The 16,515-nt window shown below is 65.6% G+C and carries 13 protein-coding genes; 10 read left to right on the top strand and 3 right to left on the bottom strand.

Annotated features, from left to right (window positions below; translation table 11 throughout):
• Nucleotides 1–167 precede the first annotated feature (167 nt).
• The 4 genes from LH407_RS03665 to LH407_RS03650 are packed head-to-tail and all read left to right on the top strand — an operon-like array spanning nucleotide 168 to nucleotide 3,970.
• Entirely contained in the window at nucleotides 168–701 is a 534-nt protein-coding gene (locus tag LH407_RS03665) for a gluconokinase (RefSeq protein WP_407650632.1), read from the top strand.
• A gap of 30 nt (nucleotides 702–731) precedes the next feature.
• Nucleotides 732–2,138 carry a GntP family permease gene (locus LH407_RS03660; RefSeq protein ID WP_322132650.1) on the top strand — a complete coding sequence of 469 codons (1,407 nt, stop codon included), beginning with the start codon at nucleotides 732–734 and terminating at the stop codon, nucleotides 2,136–2,138.
• Between the two features lie 7 nt (nucleotides 2,139–2,145).
• Nucleotides 2,146–2,919: an SDR family oxidoreductase gene (locus LH407_RS03655; RefSeq protein ID WP_322132651.1), complete on the top strand. Its 774-nt coding sequence runs from the start codon at nucleotides 2,146–2,148 to the stop codon at nucleotides 2,917–2,919.
• 13 nt (nucleotides 2,920–2,932) lie between these two features.
• Nucleotides 2,933–3,970: an L-idonate 5-dehydrogenase gene (locus LH407_RS03650; protein WP_322132652.1), complete on the top strand. Its 1,038-nt coding sequence runs from the start codon at nucleotides 2,933–2,935 to the stop codon at nucleotides 3,968–3,970.
• Here LH407_RS03650 and LH407_RS03645 read toward each other — a convergent pair.
• The gene (locus tag LH407_RS03645) at nucleotides 3,967–4,689 is read right to left on the bottom strand and encodes a FadR/GntR family transcriptional regulator (RefSeq protein WP_322132653.1); all 723 of its coding nucleotides are present in this window, start codon (nucleotides 4,687–4,689) and stop codon (nucleotides 3,967–3,969) included. The two genes, LH407_RS03650 and LH407_RS03645, sit on opposite strands and share 4 nt — an antisense overlap.
• 248 nt (nucleotides 4,690–4,937) lie before the next feature.
• Here LH407_RS03645 and LH407_RS03640 point away from each other — a divergent pair, with 248 nt between their 5' ends.
• The 3 genes from LH407_RS03640 (at nucleotide 4,938) to mfd (ending at nucleotide 9,850) form a co-directional block, all read left to right on the top strand.
• The gene (locus tag LH407_RS03640) at nucleotides 4,938–5,573 is read left to right on the top strand and encodes a 50S ribosomal protein L25/general stress protein Ctc (RefSeq protein ID WP_322132654.1); all 636 of its coding nucleotides are present in this window, start codon (nucleotides 4,938–4,940) and stop codon (nucleotides 5,571–5,573) included.
• An 8-nt stretch (nucleotides 5,574–5,581) separates the two neighbouring features.
• Nucleotides 5,582–6,163, top strand: a complete 582-nt coding sequence (gene pth, locus LH407_RS03635; protein ID WP_322132655.1) for an aminoacyl-tRNA hydrolase — start codon at nucleotides 5,582–5,584, stop codon at nucleotides 6,161–6,163.
• 147 nt (nucleotides 6,164–6,310) lie between these two features.
• Nucleotides 6,311–9,850, top strand: a complete 3,540-nt coding sequence (gene mfd, locus LH407_RS03630) for a transcription-repair coupling factor (RefSeq protein ID WP_322132656.1) — start codon at nucleotides 6,311–6,313, stop codon at nucleotides 9,848–9,850.
• On the opposite strand, the gene LH407_RS03625 is transcribed toward mfd, so the two are convergent.
• Entirely contained in the window at nucleotides 9,851–10,606 is a 756-nt protein-coding gene (locus LH407_RS03625; protein ID WP_322132657.1) for an SDR family NAD(P)-dependent oxidoreductase, read from the bottom strand.
• Nucleotides 10,607–10,692: 86 nt separating this feature from the next.
• Between LH407_RS03625 and LH407_RS03620 the strand changes: the two genes are divergently transcribed.
• From LH407_RS03620 to LH407_RS03610, 3 genes are read left to right on the top strand one after another with little or no spacing between them, the layout of a single operon-like run.
• Entirely contained in the window at nucleotides 10,693–11,304 is a 612-nt protein-coding gene (locus tag LH407_RS03620) for a TetR/AcrR family transcriptional regulator (protein ID WP_322132658.1), read from the top strand.
• An 18-nt stretch (nucleotides 11,305–11,322) separates the two neighbouring features.
• Entirely contained in the window at nucleotides 11,323–13,779 is a 2,457-nt protein-coding gene (locus tag LH407_RS03615; RefSeq protein ID WP_322132659.1) for a phosphoketolase family protein, read from the top strand.
• 40 nt (nucleotides 13,780–13,819) lie between these two features.
• Entirely contained in the window at nucleotides 13,820–15,640 is a 1,821-nt protein-coding gene (locus LH407_RS03610) for an ABC transporter ATP-binding protein (protein ID WP_322132660.1), read from the top strand.
• Here LH407_RS03610 and LH407_RS03605 read toward each other — a convergent pair.
• Complete coding sequence (locus tag LH407_RS03605) at nucleotides 15,637–16,467, bottom strand: CPBP family intramembrane glutamic endopeptidase (protein WP_322132661.1); 831 nt, start codon at nucleotides 16,465–16,467, stop codon at nucleotides 15,637–15,639. The two genes, LH407_RS03610 and LH407_RS03605, sit on opposite strands and share 4 nt — an antisense overlap.
• Between the last annotated feature and the right edge of the window lie 48 nt (nucleotides 16,468–16,515).

Genomic DNA, 16,515 nt, shown 5'->3' with positions numbered 1-16,515 from the left:
TCTCTCTCCTGTGGTCGACGTCGGCTTACAGGGTATCGCTCCCATCCCTCTCCTCTTTTCGCAAGGGGTGGCAGGCAAATTACGCTCGCTGATAGACTTCGCAATAAGTCTGATTTATTGCTACCTTCATGACTTGAGATCAGACGTAATGGAGCGTCGACGGAAGGATGAACGTGCAGACCAGCTATCCGCCTCTCATCGTTATGGGGGTATCGGGCTCGGGTAAGTCGACGATCGGCGAGGCGCTGGGGCAAAAACTCGGCATGCCGTTCATCGACGGCGACGACCTGCACCCCCGCGCCAACAAAGAGAAGATGGCTGCGGGCCACCCGCTGAACGACGAAGATCGGGCACCGTGGCTCGAGATCATCGCGGATCGCATCGGCGCCGAACTGGCTGAGGGAACATCCATCATCGTCGCGTGCTCAGCCCTCAAACGCTCCTATCGCGAGCTACTCATCGCCCACGCGCCATCCGTCGTTTTTGTGCACCTCGTGGGTACGCAGAAGGTCATCGCCGAACGACAGTCCCACCGTCACCACGAGTACATGCCCAACAGCCTGCTCGACTCGCAGTTCGCGACACTCGAGGATCTCGCGAGCGACGAGCGGGGCATCCTCGTCGACCTCACTCAGACTCCGGACCAGATGGTCAGCTACATCATCACGACCCTCGACGAGAACTTCGTCGACCACCAGTAACCGACAAGAAAAACCGACGTTAGGACAACGATGACCGACATCGAACTCGCCTGGGAGCTCCCCACCTGGGGACTCCTCCTTATCGCGGCGGGAGCCATCGCACTCCTGCTCGTTCTCATCATCGCCGCGCGAATTCACGCGTTCCTTGCGCTCATCGTCGTGAGCCTCGTAACCGCTGTCGCGACCGGAATCCCTGCCAACCAGATCATTCCGACGTTGACAACAGGTTTCGGCGGCACACTCGCCACGGTTGCCCTCCTCGTCGGGCTCGGCGCCATGTTGGGCCGAATGCTCGAGACCAGTGGCGGTGCGCAAGTGCTCACGGATGCCCTTATCCGGCGCTTCGGTGAGAAACGCGCGCCGTTGGCGCTCTCCATCGCGTCCCTCATGATGGGGTTCCCGATCTTCTTCGACGCGGGGCTCGTCGTGATGCTCCCCATCATCTTCTCGGTCGCTCGACGCCTCGGCGGTTCGCTTCTGCTGTACGCGTTTCCTGCTGCGGTGGCCTTCTCCGTCATGCACATCTTCGTTCCGCCGCACCCGGGCCCCGTCGCCGCGACGGGACTGCTCGGCGCCGACGTCGGCCTCGTGCTGCTCCTCGGTCTACTCATCGCCATCCCCACGTGGTACATCGTCGGATACAAGTTCGGCACGTGGACCGGTAAGCGCTTCGACATCGCGATCCCGGACATCCTCTTCGGGCAGAAGGACGACCCCAACGCGGCGGAATTCGCTTCGGCCCCGAAGCTGCGCACCATCGTGTTCCTGCTTGTGCTGCCGCTGGTGCTCATCTTCCTCAATACCGGACTGAATGCCCTCGCGACGGCGGGAGTGGTGTCGCTGGAGAACCCCGTCGTCCAGGTGCTCCGCCTGCTGGGCGAGACCCCGGTCGCCCTGCTCATCACGGTCTTCTTCGCGATGTGGCTCCTCGGCTGGAAGCCGCGCAAGCGTGGTTCGCTCGTCGAAACCATCGTCGATAGCGCCCTCGGCCCGGTGTGTTCCATCATCCTCATCACCGGCGCTGGCGGAATGTTCGGTGGTGTGCTTCGTGCGAGCGGCATCGGCACGAGCCTTGCCGACACCCTGGACGCGATCGGCTTGCCCCTGATTGTCGCGGGCTTCGTGATCGCGGCGATCGTGCGTGTCGCCCAAGGCTCGGCGACCGTGGCGCTCACGACGGCCGCCGCACTCGTCCAGCCCGTGGTTGCGGCGGACACGAGTCTCAACCCCGTCGAACTCGCGGCCCTCGTTCTGGCGCTCGCCGCAGGCTCGGTCTTCGCCGGTCACGTCAACGACTCGGGCTTCTGGCTGGTCAGTCGCTTCTTCGGCATGGACACCCAGACGACCCTGCGCACGTGGACCGTCGGTCAGGCACTCATCGCCGTGATCGGATTTGTGCTCGCCCTCGCGATCTTCCTGATCGCCGGACTGTTCTAGGGGCACCGTGGCATCCGCACTCTTCGATCTCACGGGTCGTATCGCGCTCATTACCGGGTCCAGCCGCGGCATCGGCCGCGTCATCGCGACGGCGCTCGCCGACGCGGGAGCGACGGTTGTGCTGAACGGTGTCGACGCTGAGCGACTCGAGACGACGCGCGGCGAGTTCGCCGAGACGTACGGTGACGACCGGGTTCACGCCCGCGCATTCGACGTGACGGATGCCACGGCGGTGGCCGCGGCCGTGAACGACATCGAGGCTTCCGTCGGTGCCATCCGCATCCTCGTGAACAACGCGGGCATCCAGCACCGCGAGCCGCTCCTCGAGCTCTCGCTGGACGACTGGAACCGGGTGATGTCCACCAACCTCACGAGCGCGTTCCTTGTCGGTCGCGAGGTCGCCCGACACATGCTCGAGCGGGGTCAGGGCAAGATCATCAACATCGCGTCGGTGCAGACCGACCTTGCGCGGCCCACCATCGCGCCGTACACGGCGTCGAAGGGTGGCATCCGCAACCTAACGCGTGCGATGACGGCGGAGTGGGCATCCGGCGGCCTGCAGATCAATGCGATCGCTCCGGGATACATTCACACCGAGATGACGCAGAAACTCGTCGACGACGAGGAGTTCAACTCGTGGATCGTGGGGCGCACCCCCGCCCACCGATGGGGAACACCGTTCGATCTCGGTGGCCCCGCCGTGTGGCTCGCCTCCGATGGCTCCGATTACGTCAACGGTCAGGTCGTCTTCATCGACGGCGGCATGACCGTTGTGGTCTAGGAAGAAGGAATCGATGACCGTTCCCGAGCGGACACTCGCCGTTGTCGCGCACGCGAAGGACGACCTGCGTGTGGAGGAGATCGCCGTGCCGACGCCCGGCCCCGATGAGGTCGTTGTTCGTATCGCCTACGGGGGAGTGTGCGGATCGGATCTGCACTACTGGCAGCACGGGGCCGCGGGCGAGTCGATACTCCGGGCGCCCATGATCCTCGGTCACGAGGTTGTGGGTACTGTCGCCCAGGCTGCGTCGGACGGGTCGGGCCCGGGTGTCGGCGCTGCGGTGGCGGTGCATCCGGCAACACCCGGCGGTGAAGGCGCGCGTTACCCCGTCGACCGACCGAACCTCTCACCCGGGGTGACGTACCTCGGTAGCGCCGCGCGGTTCCCGCACACCGAGGGTGCCTTCGCCGAGTACGCGGTGCTGCCGTCGCGCATGCTGCGCGAGCTCCCGGCGGGACTCGACCTTCGCGAGGCCGCCATCGTCGAACCGGCCAGTGTCGCGTGGCATGCCGTCACGCGCGCCGGGGGTATTGCCGGCAAACGAGTGCTCGTGATCGGTGCAGGCCCCATCGGAGCGCTCATCGTCGCCGTCGCGAAGCGTTTCGGCGCGGCCGAGATCGTTGCTGTCGACCTTCACGAGAAACCCCTCGAGATCGCGCGCGCCGTCGGTGCCACGAGCACCATCGTCGCGACGGATGCCGACGCCATCGCCGCGGTCGAAGCCGACGTGGTCTTCGAGTCCTCGGGCAGCCACCGGGGTCTCGCCTCGGCGGTGCGCGGAGCCATGCGAGGCGGCCGGGTCGTGATGGTCGGCCTGCTGCCGTCCGGCGAGCAGCCAGCGCTCATCTCGCTCGCGATCACACGAGAGCTCGAACTCGTCGGCTCGTTCCGCTTCAACAACGAAATCGACGAGGTCATCGCGGCGCTCGCCGACGGCAGCCTCTCCGTCGAGCCGGTCGTGACACACGAGTTCGCGGCAGCCGACGCTCTCGACGCGTTCGCGACGGCCCGGGATGCCTCCGTCAGCGGCAAGGTGCTTCTGCGCTTCTAGCGGCGATCCCAATACACACGGGGTTCGCCCGCCCAGATCGACTGAACCTCGTGCGCCGTGCGGTTCATGATGCGCTCCATCGCGGCGGCGGCGTCCTCAGGGCGCCCGCCCTGGATCGCGTCTGCCACATCGACGTGCCACTGAAGCGCCTCCTCGTGGGGATGCCGCGGCATGAGTCCCTGGTCGGTGCGCCCCGTGAGTACCTCCGCGATGACGCCGTCGAGTTTCGCGAACATCTCGTTGCCGCTCGCGGCCAACACAAGGGAGTGGAAACGGATGTCCAGCTCGAGGAACAGCTCGAGGTCCCCCTCGCGGCCGACCGACCGCATACGCGCCGCGAGCGCGAGCAGTTCGGCTGTCGCCTCGTCGTTCGCGTAACGCGCGGCGAGCTCCGCGGCGCGAGGCTCAACAGCGCTGCGCAGTTCCGTGAGGGAGCGTAGTTGCGCGCCGCGTGTCGGCTGCGCCAAGCGCCAGCGGATGACGAGCGGGTCGTACAGATTCCACCGGGACATCGGCAGCACACGGATGCCCACGCGCTTGACGGTCTCGACGAGACCGAGGCTCTGCAACACCCGTACGGCCTCCCGAACGACGGAACGGGAGACACCGAAGCGCTGCTCCGCGTGCTCGGCGTGCATCGTGTCGCCGGGTGCCAGTTCCCCGGACACGATGAGGTGGCCCACCCCGTCGAGAACCCGCTCGTGAAGACTGCCCAGCACCCCTCCACGGTAACCGGCGGAGCCCCGACGGCGGCGGTGCCGCACCGTCGCACTCGCGCGTGACCGGGGCCGGGGCATCCGTGTAAACTCGTCCACTGAACTTCGGCGAGGGAACCCTCTGGGTTCCGTTATCGACGCGGTGGGCGAGCCCCAGGCTTTTCCTCACGCTGGCATGCGTTCGAGTTGAAACAACAGATCACTGGGCGAGAGCCCACACACAGGGCATCGGCCCGCAAGGAGAGACAGACATGGCTGAAGAAGTCAGCAACCACCTCGTGACCGAGGAGCGCACCCAGTTCGGTAAGGGTGCTGCCCGCCGAATCCGCGCCGTCGGCAAGATCCCCGCCGTCATCTACGGCCACGGAACCGAGCCGCAGCACGTGACCCTCCCGGGCCACGAGGTTTCGCTCATCCTGCGTAAGGCCAACCAGGTGCTCGAGCTCGACATCGCCGGTAAGACCCAGCTCGCCCTCGTGAAGGACGTGCAGAAGGACCCGGTGCGCCAGATCATCGAGCACGTCGACCTCATCGTCGTCCGCAAGGGCGAGAAGGTCACCGTCGACGTCCCCGTGCACCTCGAGGGCGAGTCGTTCTCCGGCACGATCGCCGTGCAGGATGCTGCGACCATCTCGCTCGAGGTTGAGGCCACTCACATCCCCGAGAACGTTGTCGTCTCGATCGAGGGCCTCGAGGAGGGTGCACACGTTCTCGCGAAGGACATCGAGCTGCCCAAGGGCGCCTCGCTGCTCTCCGAACCCGAGCTGCTGATCGTCGGCATCACCGTGCCGCGTGCCGCCAGCGCCGCGGACGACGCCGCCGACGCGGCCTCTGCTGAGGCGGGTGCCGCTGCCGGTGCCGACTCAGCTGCCGAGGACGCCGAGTAACACTCCTCGTGAGCGATACCTGGCTTGTGGCCGGGCTCGGTAACCCCGGGCCCGGCTACGCCGGTAACCGCCACAACGTCGGCCAGATGGTCCTGGCAGAGCTCGCCTCCCGCGCGTCGGCGAGTTTCAAAAATCACAAGGCGAACGCCGCCATCGCCGAGGGGCGTATCGTGCCCGGCGGCCCCAAGTTTGTGCTCGCCAAGCCGAACACCTACATGAACCTGTCCGGCGGGCCCATCTCGGCCCTCCTGAAGTTCTACTCCCTCGATCCGTCTCGGCTCATCGTGCTTCACGACGAGCTCGACATCCCCTTCGACACCGTGCGCCTCAAGTTCGGCGGTGGCCACGGCGGTCATAACGGCATCCGCGACACGATCGCCCACCTCGGTACGGGTGACTTCACCCGCGTGCGTATCGGCATCGGCCGCCCGCCGGGAAGGCAGCCGGCCGCAGACTTCGTGCTGCGCGATTTCTCCTCCGACGAGCGGACCGTGCTGCCGAACCTCCTCGTTGACGCGGCGGATGCCGTCGAGCTCATCGCCACCGAGGGCCTCCCCGCCGCACAACTGAAGTTCCACACCGCCGGGTAGCGACGTCGCTGAGCGACACTTCCCGCGCGCAGGTTTGAGCCGCACGCGCATGTTTATACCTGCGCGTGCGGCTCAAACCACCGCGGGTGGACCGTCGCTGAGCGACGTCCAGACAATGGTGTCGGCAGCGGTAACTAGAATCGACCGGTGACTCTCGACGGAATTATCACGGGGCTTTCGCGCGCCCGCACGGTCGAGAGCGCGCTTCGGGTCGCCGATCGTAGCGCTGACTTCTCGCTCGTCGACGGGATGCGGGCACCTCTGCTCGCGACGTTGTTGCGGGCATCCGACACCCCTCGTGCCGTTCTCGCGATCACCGCGACCGGCAGGGAATCGGAGGCGCTGCGCCGCTCCCTCGCCAGCTACCTGCCCGACGCGCGCATCATCGAGTTCCCCGCGTGGGAAACGCTGCCGCACGAGAGGTTGAGCCCCAGCGCCGAGACGGTCGGCAAGCGCATCCGCGCACTCCGTGAGGTTGGGGCCTGGCAGGAGCATCCGAGCGGCCACCTCATACTCGTAGCCTCGGTGCGAGCCGCCCTCCAGCCGCTCGCCGACAACCTCGCGAGCGTCGAGCCGGTCGAACTGTCCGCCGGCGGCCGCGGCTACGACCTCCCAGCACTCTCGGATCGACTTGTCGGTCTCGCCTACTCCCGTGTGGACATGGTGACGCGTCGCGGCGAATTCGCTGTGCGCGGGGGCATCCTCGACGTGTTCGCTCCCACCGACGAGCATCCGCTTCGCCTCGAGTTCTTCGGCGACGAACTCGAGCAGATCCGAGCGTTCTCGGTCGCCGATCAGCGTTCGCTCCCCGAGGAGATCACCGCCGCCGAACTCGCCCCCAGCCGCGAGATGCTCCTGAGCGACTCCGTGCGTCAGCGCGCGAGGGAGATGCAGCACGAGTTCCCGAGCCTGTCGACCATGCTCGCCAAGATCGGTGAGGGTATCCCCGTCGACGGTATGGAATCGCTCGCCCCCGCTCTCGTGGACCGCCTCGTTCCCCTCACGCATTACCTGCCGACGGATGCCGCGATCGCCGTCATCGCACCCGAGCGGGTGTCGGGGCGCGCTGCGAGCCTCGTCGAGACGAACCGCGAATTCCTCGCCGCTGCGTGGAACGCCGCCACCGCCGGTGCCGAAGCACCCATCGACCTCGAGGCGGGTGAGTTCGTCACCCTCGCGAGCCTCCGCGAGTCCGCTGGCGATCGCACGTGGTGGACCCTTTCCCCATTCGACAGCAACAGCGATGACGACGACTACGTGCGGATTGATGCCACCGCCGTTCCGAGTTTTGCCGGTCAACCGGATGGCGCGCTCGAACACGTCGAGTCACTTCTGCGCGATGGGTGGCGGGTCGCCGTCGTCGCGGAGGGTCACGGGTTGGTGGAGCGGGCGGCATCCGTGCTCGCCGAGCGTGAGCTTTCGGCGCGCGAGGAGCCGTTCCCCGAGAACGCTGAGCCGGGTGTTGCCTACCTGTCGATGGCGACCCTCGATCAGGGCTTCGAACTCGCGGAGGAGAAGCTCGCCGTCCTGAGTGAGGCGGAGTTCTTCGGTCGCGCGGCAGGCTACGGCACACGCCAGGTCAAGAAGCTCGCGAGCCGCCGTCGCAACGTCGTCGACCCGCTGCAGTTGAAGCCCGGCGACTACGTCGTGCACAACACACACGGCATCGGAAAGTTCGTCGAACTCGTGCAACGCGAGGTAAGCACGGGCGGGCGCAACGCGATCAAAACGCAGCGCGAGTTTTTGGTGCTCGAGTATGCGCCCAACAAACGTGGTTACCCGGGGGACAAGCTCTTTGTCCCCACCGATCAGCTGGACCTGCTGTCGCGTTACGTCGGCGGCGAGGCGCCGAGCCTCAGCAAGATGGGCGGCAGCGACTGGGCGGCCGCCAAGGGCAAGGCGCGCAAGGCTGTGCGCGATATCGCCGTCGAACTCGTCAAGCTCTACAGCGCCCGTATGGCCAGCAAGGGCCACTCTTTCCCGCCGGACACCCCGTGGCAGCGCGAACTGGAGGAGGCGTTCCCGTTCGCCGAAACCCCCGATCAGCTTCAGACGATCGACGAGGTGAAGGCCGATATGGAGCGGCCCATCCCGATGGACCGTCTGCTGTCGGGTGACGTCGGGTACGGAAAAACCGAGGTCGCCGTGCGAGCCGCATTCAAGGCCGTGCAGGACGGCAAGCAGGTCGCCATGATCGTCCCGACGACCCTCCTCGTGAGGCAGCACCTGGAGACGTTCGCCGAGCGGTTTGCGGGCTTCCCCGTGCACCTGCGCGCCCTCTCGCGGTTCCAGACCGACAAGGAAGCCAAGGAGACGATCGCGGGTCTCGCGGATGGCACGGTCGATGTCGTCATCGGAACCCATCGCCTTCTCAGCCAGGGTGTGACCTTCAAGGATCTCGGGCTCGTCATCATCGACGAGGAGCAGCGCTTCGGCGTCGAGCACAAGGACGCCCTCAAGAAACTCAAGACCAACGTCGACATCCTGGCGATGACGGCGACACCGATTCCCCGCACCCTCGAGATGGCGGTGACGGGCATCCGTGAGATGTCGACTCTCGCTACCCCGCCGGAGGACCGTCACCCGATCCTGTCGTTTGTCGGGCCGTACTCGGAGAAGCAGGTGGCCGCCGCGATCCGCCGCGAGCTACTGCGCGAGGGGCAGGTCTTCTACGTGCACAACCGTGTCAGCTCGATCAACCGCATCGCGGCCCAGCTCGCCGAACTCGTGCCCGAGGCGCGTGTCGCGGTGGCTCACGGCCAGATGTCGGAGAGCGCCCTCGAGCAGGTGATGGTCGACTTCTGGGAGCGCAAGTTCGATGTGCTCGTGGCGACGACCATCATCGAGACCGGTCTCGACATTGCCAACGCCAACACGCTCATCATCGATCGCGCCGACAAGTACGGGCTGTCTCAGCTGCACCAGTTGCGCGGACGAGTCGGTCGCGGTCGCGAGCGCGCGTACGCCTACTTCCTTTACGACCCGGACAAGCCCCTGAGCGAGACCGCACACGAGCGACTCAACACGATCGCCGCGAACAACGAGCTCGGTGCCGGCATGCAGATCGCGCTCAAGGACCTCGAGATCCGCGGTGCGGGAAACCTGCTCGGTGGCGAGCAGTCCGGGCACATCGCCGGGGTCGGATTCGATCTGTATTTGCGGATGATCGGCGAAGCGGTCTCGGCGTTCCGAGGAGACGTTGCCGAGGGGCAGACCGAGTTGCGCCTCGAACTTCCGGTGGATGCCTCGATCCCTGAGGAGTACATCGAGTCCGAGCGACTGCGGCTCGAGGCGTACCAGAAGCTTTCGACGGCTTCAGCGCCCACGGCATCCGACGATTCGATCGACCGTGTGCTGGAGGAACTCGCCGATCGTTACGGCGAACCTCCCGTGCAGGTGGTCAATCTCATCGCCGTCTCGCGCTTGCGGCGGATGGCCCAGAAGGCGGGCCTCGGCGAGGTCGTGGTCATGGGCGACAAGCTTCGAGTTGCCCCCGCGAACCTTCCGGATTCCCTGCAGATTCGGTTGCAGCGGATGTATCCGGGCGCGAAGTATCACGCGGCAGCGTCGGCTGCGATCATCCCGCTCCCGACGGTGCCGGACGACGCGCACCTGATCGAGTGGGTGGGCGACCTGCTCGTGTCGATCTTCTCGGCCGAGCAGGTCGCTGCGGGGGAGCAGTCGTAGCTACTGCGCCGCGTATCCGCCGTCGACGAGGTGGTAGCTGCCGCTGACGAAGGATGCGGCGTCGGAGGCGAGGAAGGCCACGAGCGATGCGACCTCTTCTGGCGTGCCGAGGCGACCGAGCGCGTGCTTGCTCGCGAGAAACTGCTGGGTCGCGTCGTCGAGGTTCGCATCGACGAGGGGTGTGTGGATGAACCCGGGGCCCACGGCGTTGACACGCACGTTTTTGTCGCCGTATTCGAGCGCGGCGTTTTTGGTGAGTCCGAGGAGACCGTGCTTCGCGGTGACGTAGGCGGAGGACATCGGGAATCCGACCGAGCCGAGCACGGAGGCCATGTTGACGATCGACCCTCCACCGTTTTCCGCGATGGCGGGAAGCTGGTACTTGAGACCGTAGAACACGGCGTTGAGGTTGATCTCGATGACTTTGCGCCAACTGTCGATTGGGTAGTCGCCGACGGTGGCGGCGGCGCCTCCGATTCCCGCATTGTTGACGGCGATCTTCAGCGGAGCGAGGCCGTTAGCGGCGGCCACCGCACTCTCGGATACCGCGGGGTCTGATACGTCGCCGACGTGCGGCTCGGCGGTGCCTCCTGCTGCGCGAATCTCCTCGACGACCGCCTCGGCGGACTCGGCCCCGAGGTCACTCACGATGACGGCGGCGCCGCTCGCGGCGAGGGTGTGCGCGACCGCTCGCCCAATGCCAGAGCCTGCTCCCGTGACGATCGCCGAACGGTTCTGAACGTCGTAGGTTGCCATGTTCTCCTCCATAAATCCATTAACCGACATGTGTCGTTTAGAGAGATACTACTCTTGGTCAGCCCACCACAGACAGGGAGTTTCGTATGGATGCCCGGCAACGTCGAAGCCGCCTCAAGCTGCATGCTGCAGTCTTCGAGCTCGCGGCCGACCGCCGCGCGGACGACCTCACGGTGGCCGAGGTGGCGCGCCTGGCTGGGGTCCACCGTTCGACGTTCTACGAGCACGCGGAATCACCCGCCGCTCTCCTCACTGATGCTCTCCGTGCGGAACTGGATGAGGCGCGCACTCGACACCTTTCGGGACTCGACGCCCGGTCGCTCCCCGCTGCGCTGCGGGACGTGACGCTCGCGGTGCTCGAGCACGTCGAGCGCCATGCGGCCATCTACCGGCGGGGCCTCGCCGACGGCGGGCCCCTCCACGACTTCTTGAGCGCACACTTCCAGGCGTCTTCGCGGCTTCTCGTCACTCAAGGGTTACTCGAGCCGCCGGCGATCCCCGGCATCCCGAGCTCACTGTCGCGCGATGCGGCACTGCGGTACGTGGCGGACGGAACGGTTGGCGCGATTTCGGTGTGGCTCGCCGACCCCCGCGACCCGCACGACTTCCTGGCGGTACTCACTGACCTCACCCCGCCGTGGTGGCCAGCGCACGATCATCCCTCCGTAGGTCGGGAGACCCTGTCGCGATCGGTCTGATGGTGCAAACATGGGGCCATGACCGCCGCGAGCGCAGCATCCTGGCCCATTCTGAACGCCGTCCCTCCGAATGACGAGACGCTCACCACAGTCCACGACTGGTGGCGCACCGCGAACTACCTCTCGGTGGGGCAGATCTATCTGCTCGACAACCCGCTCCTGCGCCGACCGCTCACGAGGGACGACATCAAGCCGCGGCTCCTCGGTCACTGGGGAACGACACCCGGACTCAACCTCCTGTGGGCACACCTCAACCGTGTGATCGTCGAACGCGATCTGAACTCGATCTACATTTGCGGCCCCGGCCACGGCGGGCCGGGCATGGTGGCGAGTGCCTATCTCGACGGCACCTACTCTGAGCTCTACAGCGACATCGACCACAGCGAGGAGGGGCTCCGGAGGCTGTTCCGACAGTTCTCTTTTCCCGGTGGCATCCCGAGTCACGCGGCGCCCGAGACCCCGGGGTCGATTCACGAGGGTGGCGAACTCGGCTATTCGCTGTCTCACGCCTACGGAGCGGCGTTCGACAACCCGGATCTTCTCGTCGCCGCCGTCGTCGGTGATGGCGAATCGGAGACGGGGCCGCTGGCCACGGCCTGGCACTCCAATAAGTTCGTCGACCCGCTGCGCGATGGCGTCGTGCTGCCCATCCTCCATCTCAACGGCTACAAGATCGCCAACCCCACCGTGCTCGCGCGCATCCCCGAGTCCGAACTGCTCGAGCTCATGCGCGGCTACGGACACACGCCGTACCTCGTGTCCGGCGGATTCGACGGCGAGGATCCGATGCTCGTCCACCGGCGACTCGCGGAGACGATGGATGCAGCACTCGACCACATCGGGCGCATCAAGGCTTCCGCTGCCGACGGCAGCCTGGTGGGACGCCCCGCATGGCCCATGATCATCCTTCGCACGCCCAAAGGATGGACGTGCCCGGCCGTAATCGACGGCCATCCCGCGGAGAACAACTGGCGATCGCACCAGGTGCCCCTCGCCAACGCTCGCGACACCGAGGAGCACACGAGGCTGCTCGAGGAGTGGCTGCAGAGTTACCGGCCGGATGAGCTCTTCGACGAAGCCGGTGCCGTCGTCGCGAGTACGCGAGCGCTCGCCCCTCAGGGCGATCGGCGCATGAGCGCCAATCCCGTCGCCAATGGGGGTGTGCTTCGGGTCCCGCTCAGGCTGCCTGACTTCCGGAAGTACGCGGTGGACGTGCCGCGCCCGGGGGAGACCGTCGACAGCGCCACGGGCATCCTCGGCACCTGGCTGCGTGACGTCGTGCGCGACAACCCGCAGAATTTCCGTATTTTCGGTCCGGACGAGACGGCGTCAAACCGTCTGCAGGCGGTCTACGAGGTCACCGACAAACAGTGGAACGCCGAGTTCTTGCCGATCGATGCCGACAACCATCTCGCGCGAGCCGGACGTGTGATGGAGATGCTGAGCGAGCACCAGTGTCAGGGATGGCTCGAGGGGTACCTGCTCACGGGCCGGCACGGTCTACTGAACTCGTACGAGGCGTTCATCCACATCGTCGACTCCATGTTCAATCAGCACGCGAAGTGGATCACCTCATCCAAGGACATCGCCTGGCGTCGCCCGATCTCCTCTCTCAACTACCTCCTGAGTTCGCACGTGTGGCGTCAGGACCACAACGGTTTCTCCCACCAGGATCCGGGATTCATCGACCACGTCGTCAACAAGAAGGCCGACGTCATCCGGGTCTATCTTCCGTTCGACGCCAACACCCTCCTCTCCACCTACGACCACTGTCTTCGCACCGTCGACTACGTCAACGTCGTGGTCGCCGGCAAACAGCCCCAACCGAACTGGCTCACGATGGACCAGGCGATCGAGCACTGTACGCGCGGTCTCGGCATCCTGAACTGGGCGGGCACCGAGGTTGCTGGAGAGCAACCGGATGCCGTGCTCGCCGCCGCGGGAGACGTGCCGACTCTGGAGATGCTGGCCGCCGCCTCCATCCTGCGCGTACGGGTGCCGGGGCTGAGGTTGCGTGTCGTGAATGTTGTCGACCTCATGCGATTGCAGAGCGAGCGCGAGCATCCGCACGGGCTGTCTGATCACGAGTTCGATGCGGATTTCACCGTGGACAAGCCGATCGTGTTTGCCTACCACGGCTATCCGTGGCTCATCCATCGGCTCACCTACAAGCGCCACGGTCACGACAACCTGCACGTTCGCGGCTACAAGGAGGAGGGCACCACAACAACCCCGTTCGACATGGTCATGCTCAACGACCTCGATCGATACAAGCTCGTCATCGATGTGCTCGACCGTGTGCCGGGCCTCGCCGAACGCGAAGGGGCGCTCCGCCAGGAAATGCAGGATGCCCGCGTCCGTGCCCGCGCCTACACGCGAGAACACGGAGAAGACATCCCCGAGGTCGCGGAGTGGTCGTGGTCGGGTGGTGGCGCGGGGTCGGGGTTCGAGGCGACCGGCGACGACAACGCGTGATCCGCGGAGTGTTGTCGCTGACCCCGTGTAAAACGGTCTCATGGCACCCCCGCGTCGTAATCGGCGAATTCAGCAGTCCAACTTCGGGCCGAAGCAGTACTTCGTCGCTGCAAAGGACATCGCGAAGCTCACGTGGGAGACAACACCCGGCACGATCGTCATCCAGATCGCCGGTGCGCTCATCACCGCGATCCTGCCGATCGTCACGACCTACTTCGCGGCTCTGACGACGACCGCCCTCGGCGAGGCGATCATGGGCGATCCGACCGCGGGCACCCGAGCGATCACATACGTGATCGTCACCGGCGTGCTCGGCCTGCTGCTGACGGGGTGGCGCAGTCTCGAGCAGTACGTGCAGCGCCTCATGCGGTACGCGCTCGAGGCGAAGGTGAGCGACATCATGTACGAGCGGTTCCTGTCGTTGGAGTTCTGGCGTTACGACGACAAAGACACCATCGACATGTACGACCGCGCCCAGAGGTTCTCCCTGTTCTATGCGCAGGCGTTCACCACGCTGTCCCGGATGCTCTCCCAGGTGATCACGCTTGTGGCGAGTGTTGTCGCGCTCCTCCTCGTGGGCTGGTGGCTCGCCGTCATCCTCGTGGTGGCGATCGTGCCGGGGGTCTACCTGCAGTTCTCCCTCTCGCGAGCGCAGGTGCGGCACTGGAACTCGACCGTCGACGTACGCCGAGCCAAGGGAACTATCGAGCGGCAGTTGTTCCAACCCGAGCACATCGCGGAGCTCCGCCTCTACGGAATGGTGCGCTACCTCCTGAACCTCCGGCAGGAGTTGCGGGACGCCGATGAACGCGAGCGCATCATCTTCGAGCGCAAGTTCATCCTCAAGCGCTTGGCGGCTGACGCCCTCGAGTTGGCCGCCCAGGTCGGATCGCTCCTGTGGGTGACCGTGCAGATCATCGCCGGCAGCCAGCCGATCGGTCAGTTCCTCTACGTGCAGCAGATCGTTCAGCGGGCACTCACCGCGATGAACAGTTTCGTGACCGAGGTGAGTTCCCTCGACGAGCAGCTCGCGAATCTCTTCGACTACCAGGAGTTCATGGCGCTCGACGTGCGTCAGGGTGGCGAACGTGAGCTGCCGGGCCCGCCCGAGAAGATCCGCGTCGACCACGTCTCGTTCCGTTATCCCTCCTCCGAACACGACGTGCTGAAGGATGTTTCGCTCACGATCGATCGCGGCCAGCGGGTCGCGATCGTGGGGGAGAACGGCGCTGGCAAGTCGACACTCATCAAGCTGCTGAGTGGCCTCTACGCTCCAACGCAGGGGTCGATCACCCTCGACGGTGTGCCACTGTCCGAGTATTCACTCGACTCGTGGCACAAACAGTTGGCAGTCCTGCAGCAGGACTTCCTGAGCTACAGTTTCGCGACAGCCAAAGACAACGTGTTTTTCGGCAAGGTCTCCAAGCCGTTCGACCGTGACGCTTTCGAGGAGGCCCTCGCCAAGGCCGAGGCTGGTGACTTTATCGCCAAACTGCCGAAGGGTGAGGACTCGTACGTATCGCCGTGGATGGCGCACAAGGACGGCACAAACGGTGTCGACCTTTCGGGCGGCCAGTGGCAGCGGATGGCGCTTGCGCGGAACTTCTACCGCCAGGCTCCTGTCATCATCCTCGATGAGCCGACGTCCGCGATCGACGCGCTCGCCGAGTCGCGCATCTTCAACCATCTCTTCGCCAGTCACGATCAGACGCTCATCATCATCAGCCACCGACTGACGACGATCGAGCGCGCCGATGTGATCTACATGCTCGCGGACGGCCGCATCGTGGAGAGCGGAACGGCGCGGGAACTCATCGAGAAGCGCGGTGCGTTCTACACGATGTTCGAATCGCAGATCTAGGGAGCACTGCCGTCGGAGGGGGACTCCTCGGGTTTTGGCTCGGGTTTCGGCTTCGGTAGTGGCGCGATCACGCGCTGAACCGTGCCGTCGATGCGATGGGCCCCGTAGAGCATGCTGGGCAGCACAACGAGCGAGCGCAGGTCCAGGAGCACGTGGAGCACGACCGGGGCGACGATCGAGCCGGTCGCGATGTAGGCGGCCATGAGCGCTGCACCAACGATCGTCGAACCGACAACACCCTGCGCGCCCTGGTAGATGTGCAGTGCGCCGAAAAGGACGACGGAGCCCGCGACCGCCACGATCGCACTACCCGAGGCGCCGTAAAGAGCGGCGGGCACGGCGAGGCGGAACATGAGCTCCTCCGAGACCCCGGCGTTCAACGAGAGCAACCATCCGATGCGGATCTCCTGGCGGTTGCGGGGGATCATGGCCGCGATGTCGCCGAGCATGACCGCCTCTTCCGGCGTCGACCGCACGGCCCGGAAACCGACGATCGTGAGCGCGGCAATGACGAGCACAACTGCGACAACGATCACCCAGCCGAGTAGCTCCGGCACGGCAATCCAGGTGCGAAGCTCGATGAGCAAAGGCCCGACGAACTGCCACGACAAGACCAGCAGCACGATCGAGAGTCCGCCGATAGTGATCGCCGAATCCCTCAACCACGTGAGAAGCATCGCCTGACGTCGCCGAGTAGTGCGGTAGCGCTTGAAGCGTTGGTACTCACGGCGGTCGCGACGGATGGCGCGGATCACGAGCACCGCGATGAGCCCCACGAGCGCACCCCACAGCAGCACGGGTGTCAGCGGCCAGTCAACAGGGAGCATGCCACCATCGTCGCACCCGGAGCGATGCGTCTAGCCGGGGTCGAGGTT

The organism is Antiquaquibacter oligotrophicus, assembly GCF_020535405.1.
Classification (GTDB): Bacteria; Actinomycetota; Actinomycetes; order Actinomycetales; family Microbacteriaceae; genus Rhodoglobus; species Rhodoglobus oligotrophicus.
This window is presented reverse-complemented; position numbering and strand designations above follow the sequence as displayed.

Bases quoted from the DNA above. Each gene is read 5' to 3' on its own strand.
- LH407_RS03640 (WP_322132654.1), top strand. From the start codon at position 4,938: ATGGCTGAAGAAGTCAGCAACCACCTCGTGACCGAGGAGCGCACCCAG.
- LH407_RS03620 (WP_322132658.1), top strand. From the start codon at position 10,693: ATGGATGCCCGGCAACGTCGAAGCCGCCTCAAGCTGCATGCTGCAGTC.
- LH407_RS03615 (WP_322132659.1), top strand. From the start codon at position 11,323: ATGACCGCCGCGAGCGCAGCATCCTGGCCCATTCTGAACGCCGTCCCT.
- LH407_RS03660 (WP_322132650.1), top strand. From the start codon at position 732: ATGACCGACATCGAACTCGCCTGGGAGCTCCCCACCTGGGGACTCCTC.
- LH407_RS03625 (WP_322132657.1), bottom strand. From the start codon at position 10,606: ATGGCAACCTACGACGTTCAGAACCGTTCGGCGATCGTCACGGGAGCA.
- LH407_RS03605 (WP_322132661.1), bottom strand. From the start codon at position 16,467: ATGCTCCCTGTTGACTGGCCGCTGACACCCGTGCTGCTGTGGGGTGCG.
- LH407_RS03610 (WP_322132660.1), top strand. From the start codon at position 13,820: ATGGCACCCCCGCGTCGTAATCGGCGAATTCAGCAGTCCAACTTCGGG.
- LH407_RS03650 (WP_322132652.1), top strand. From the start codon at position 2,933: ATGACCGTTCCCGAGCGGACACTCGCCGTTGTCGCGCACGCGAAGGAC.
- LH407_RS03665 (WP_407650632.1), top strand. From the start codon at position 168: ATGAACGTGCAGACCAGCTATCCGCCTCTCATCGTTATGGGGGTATCG.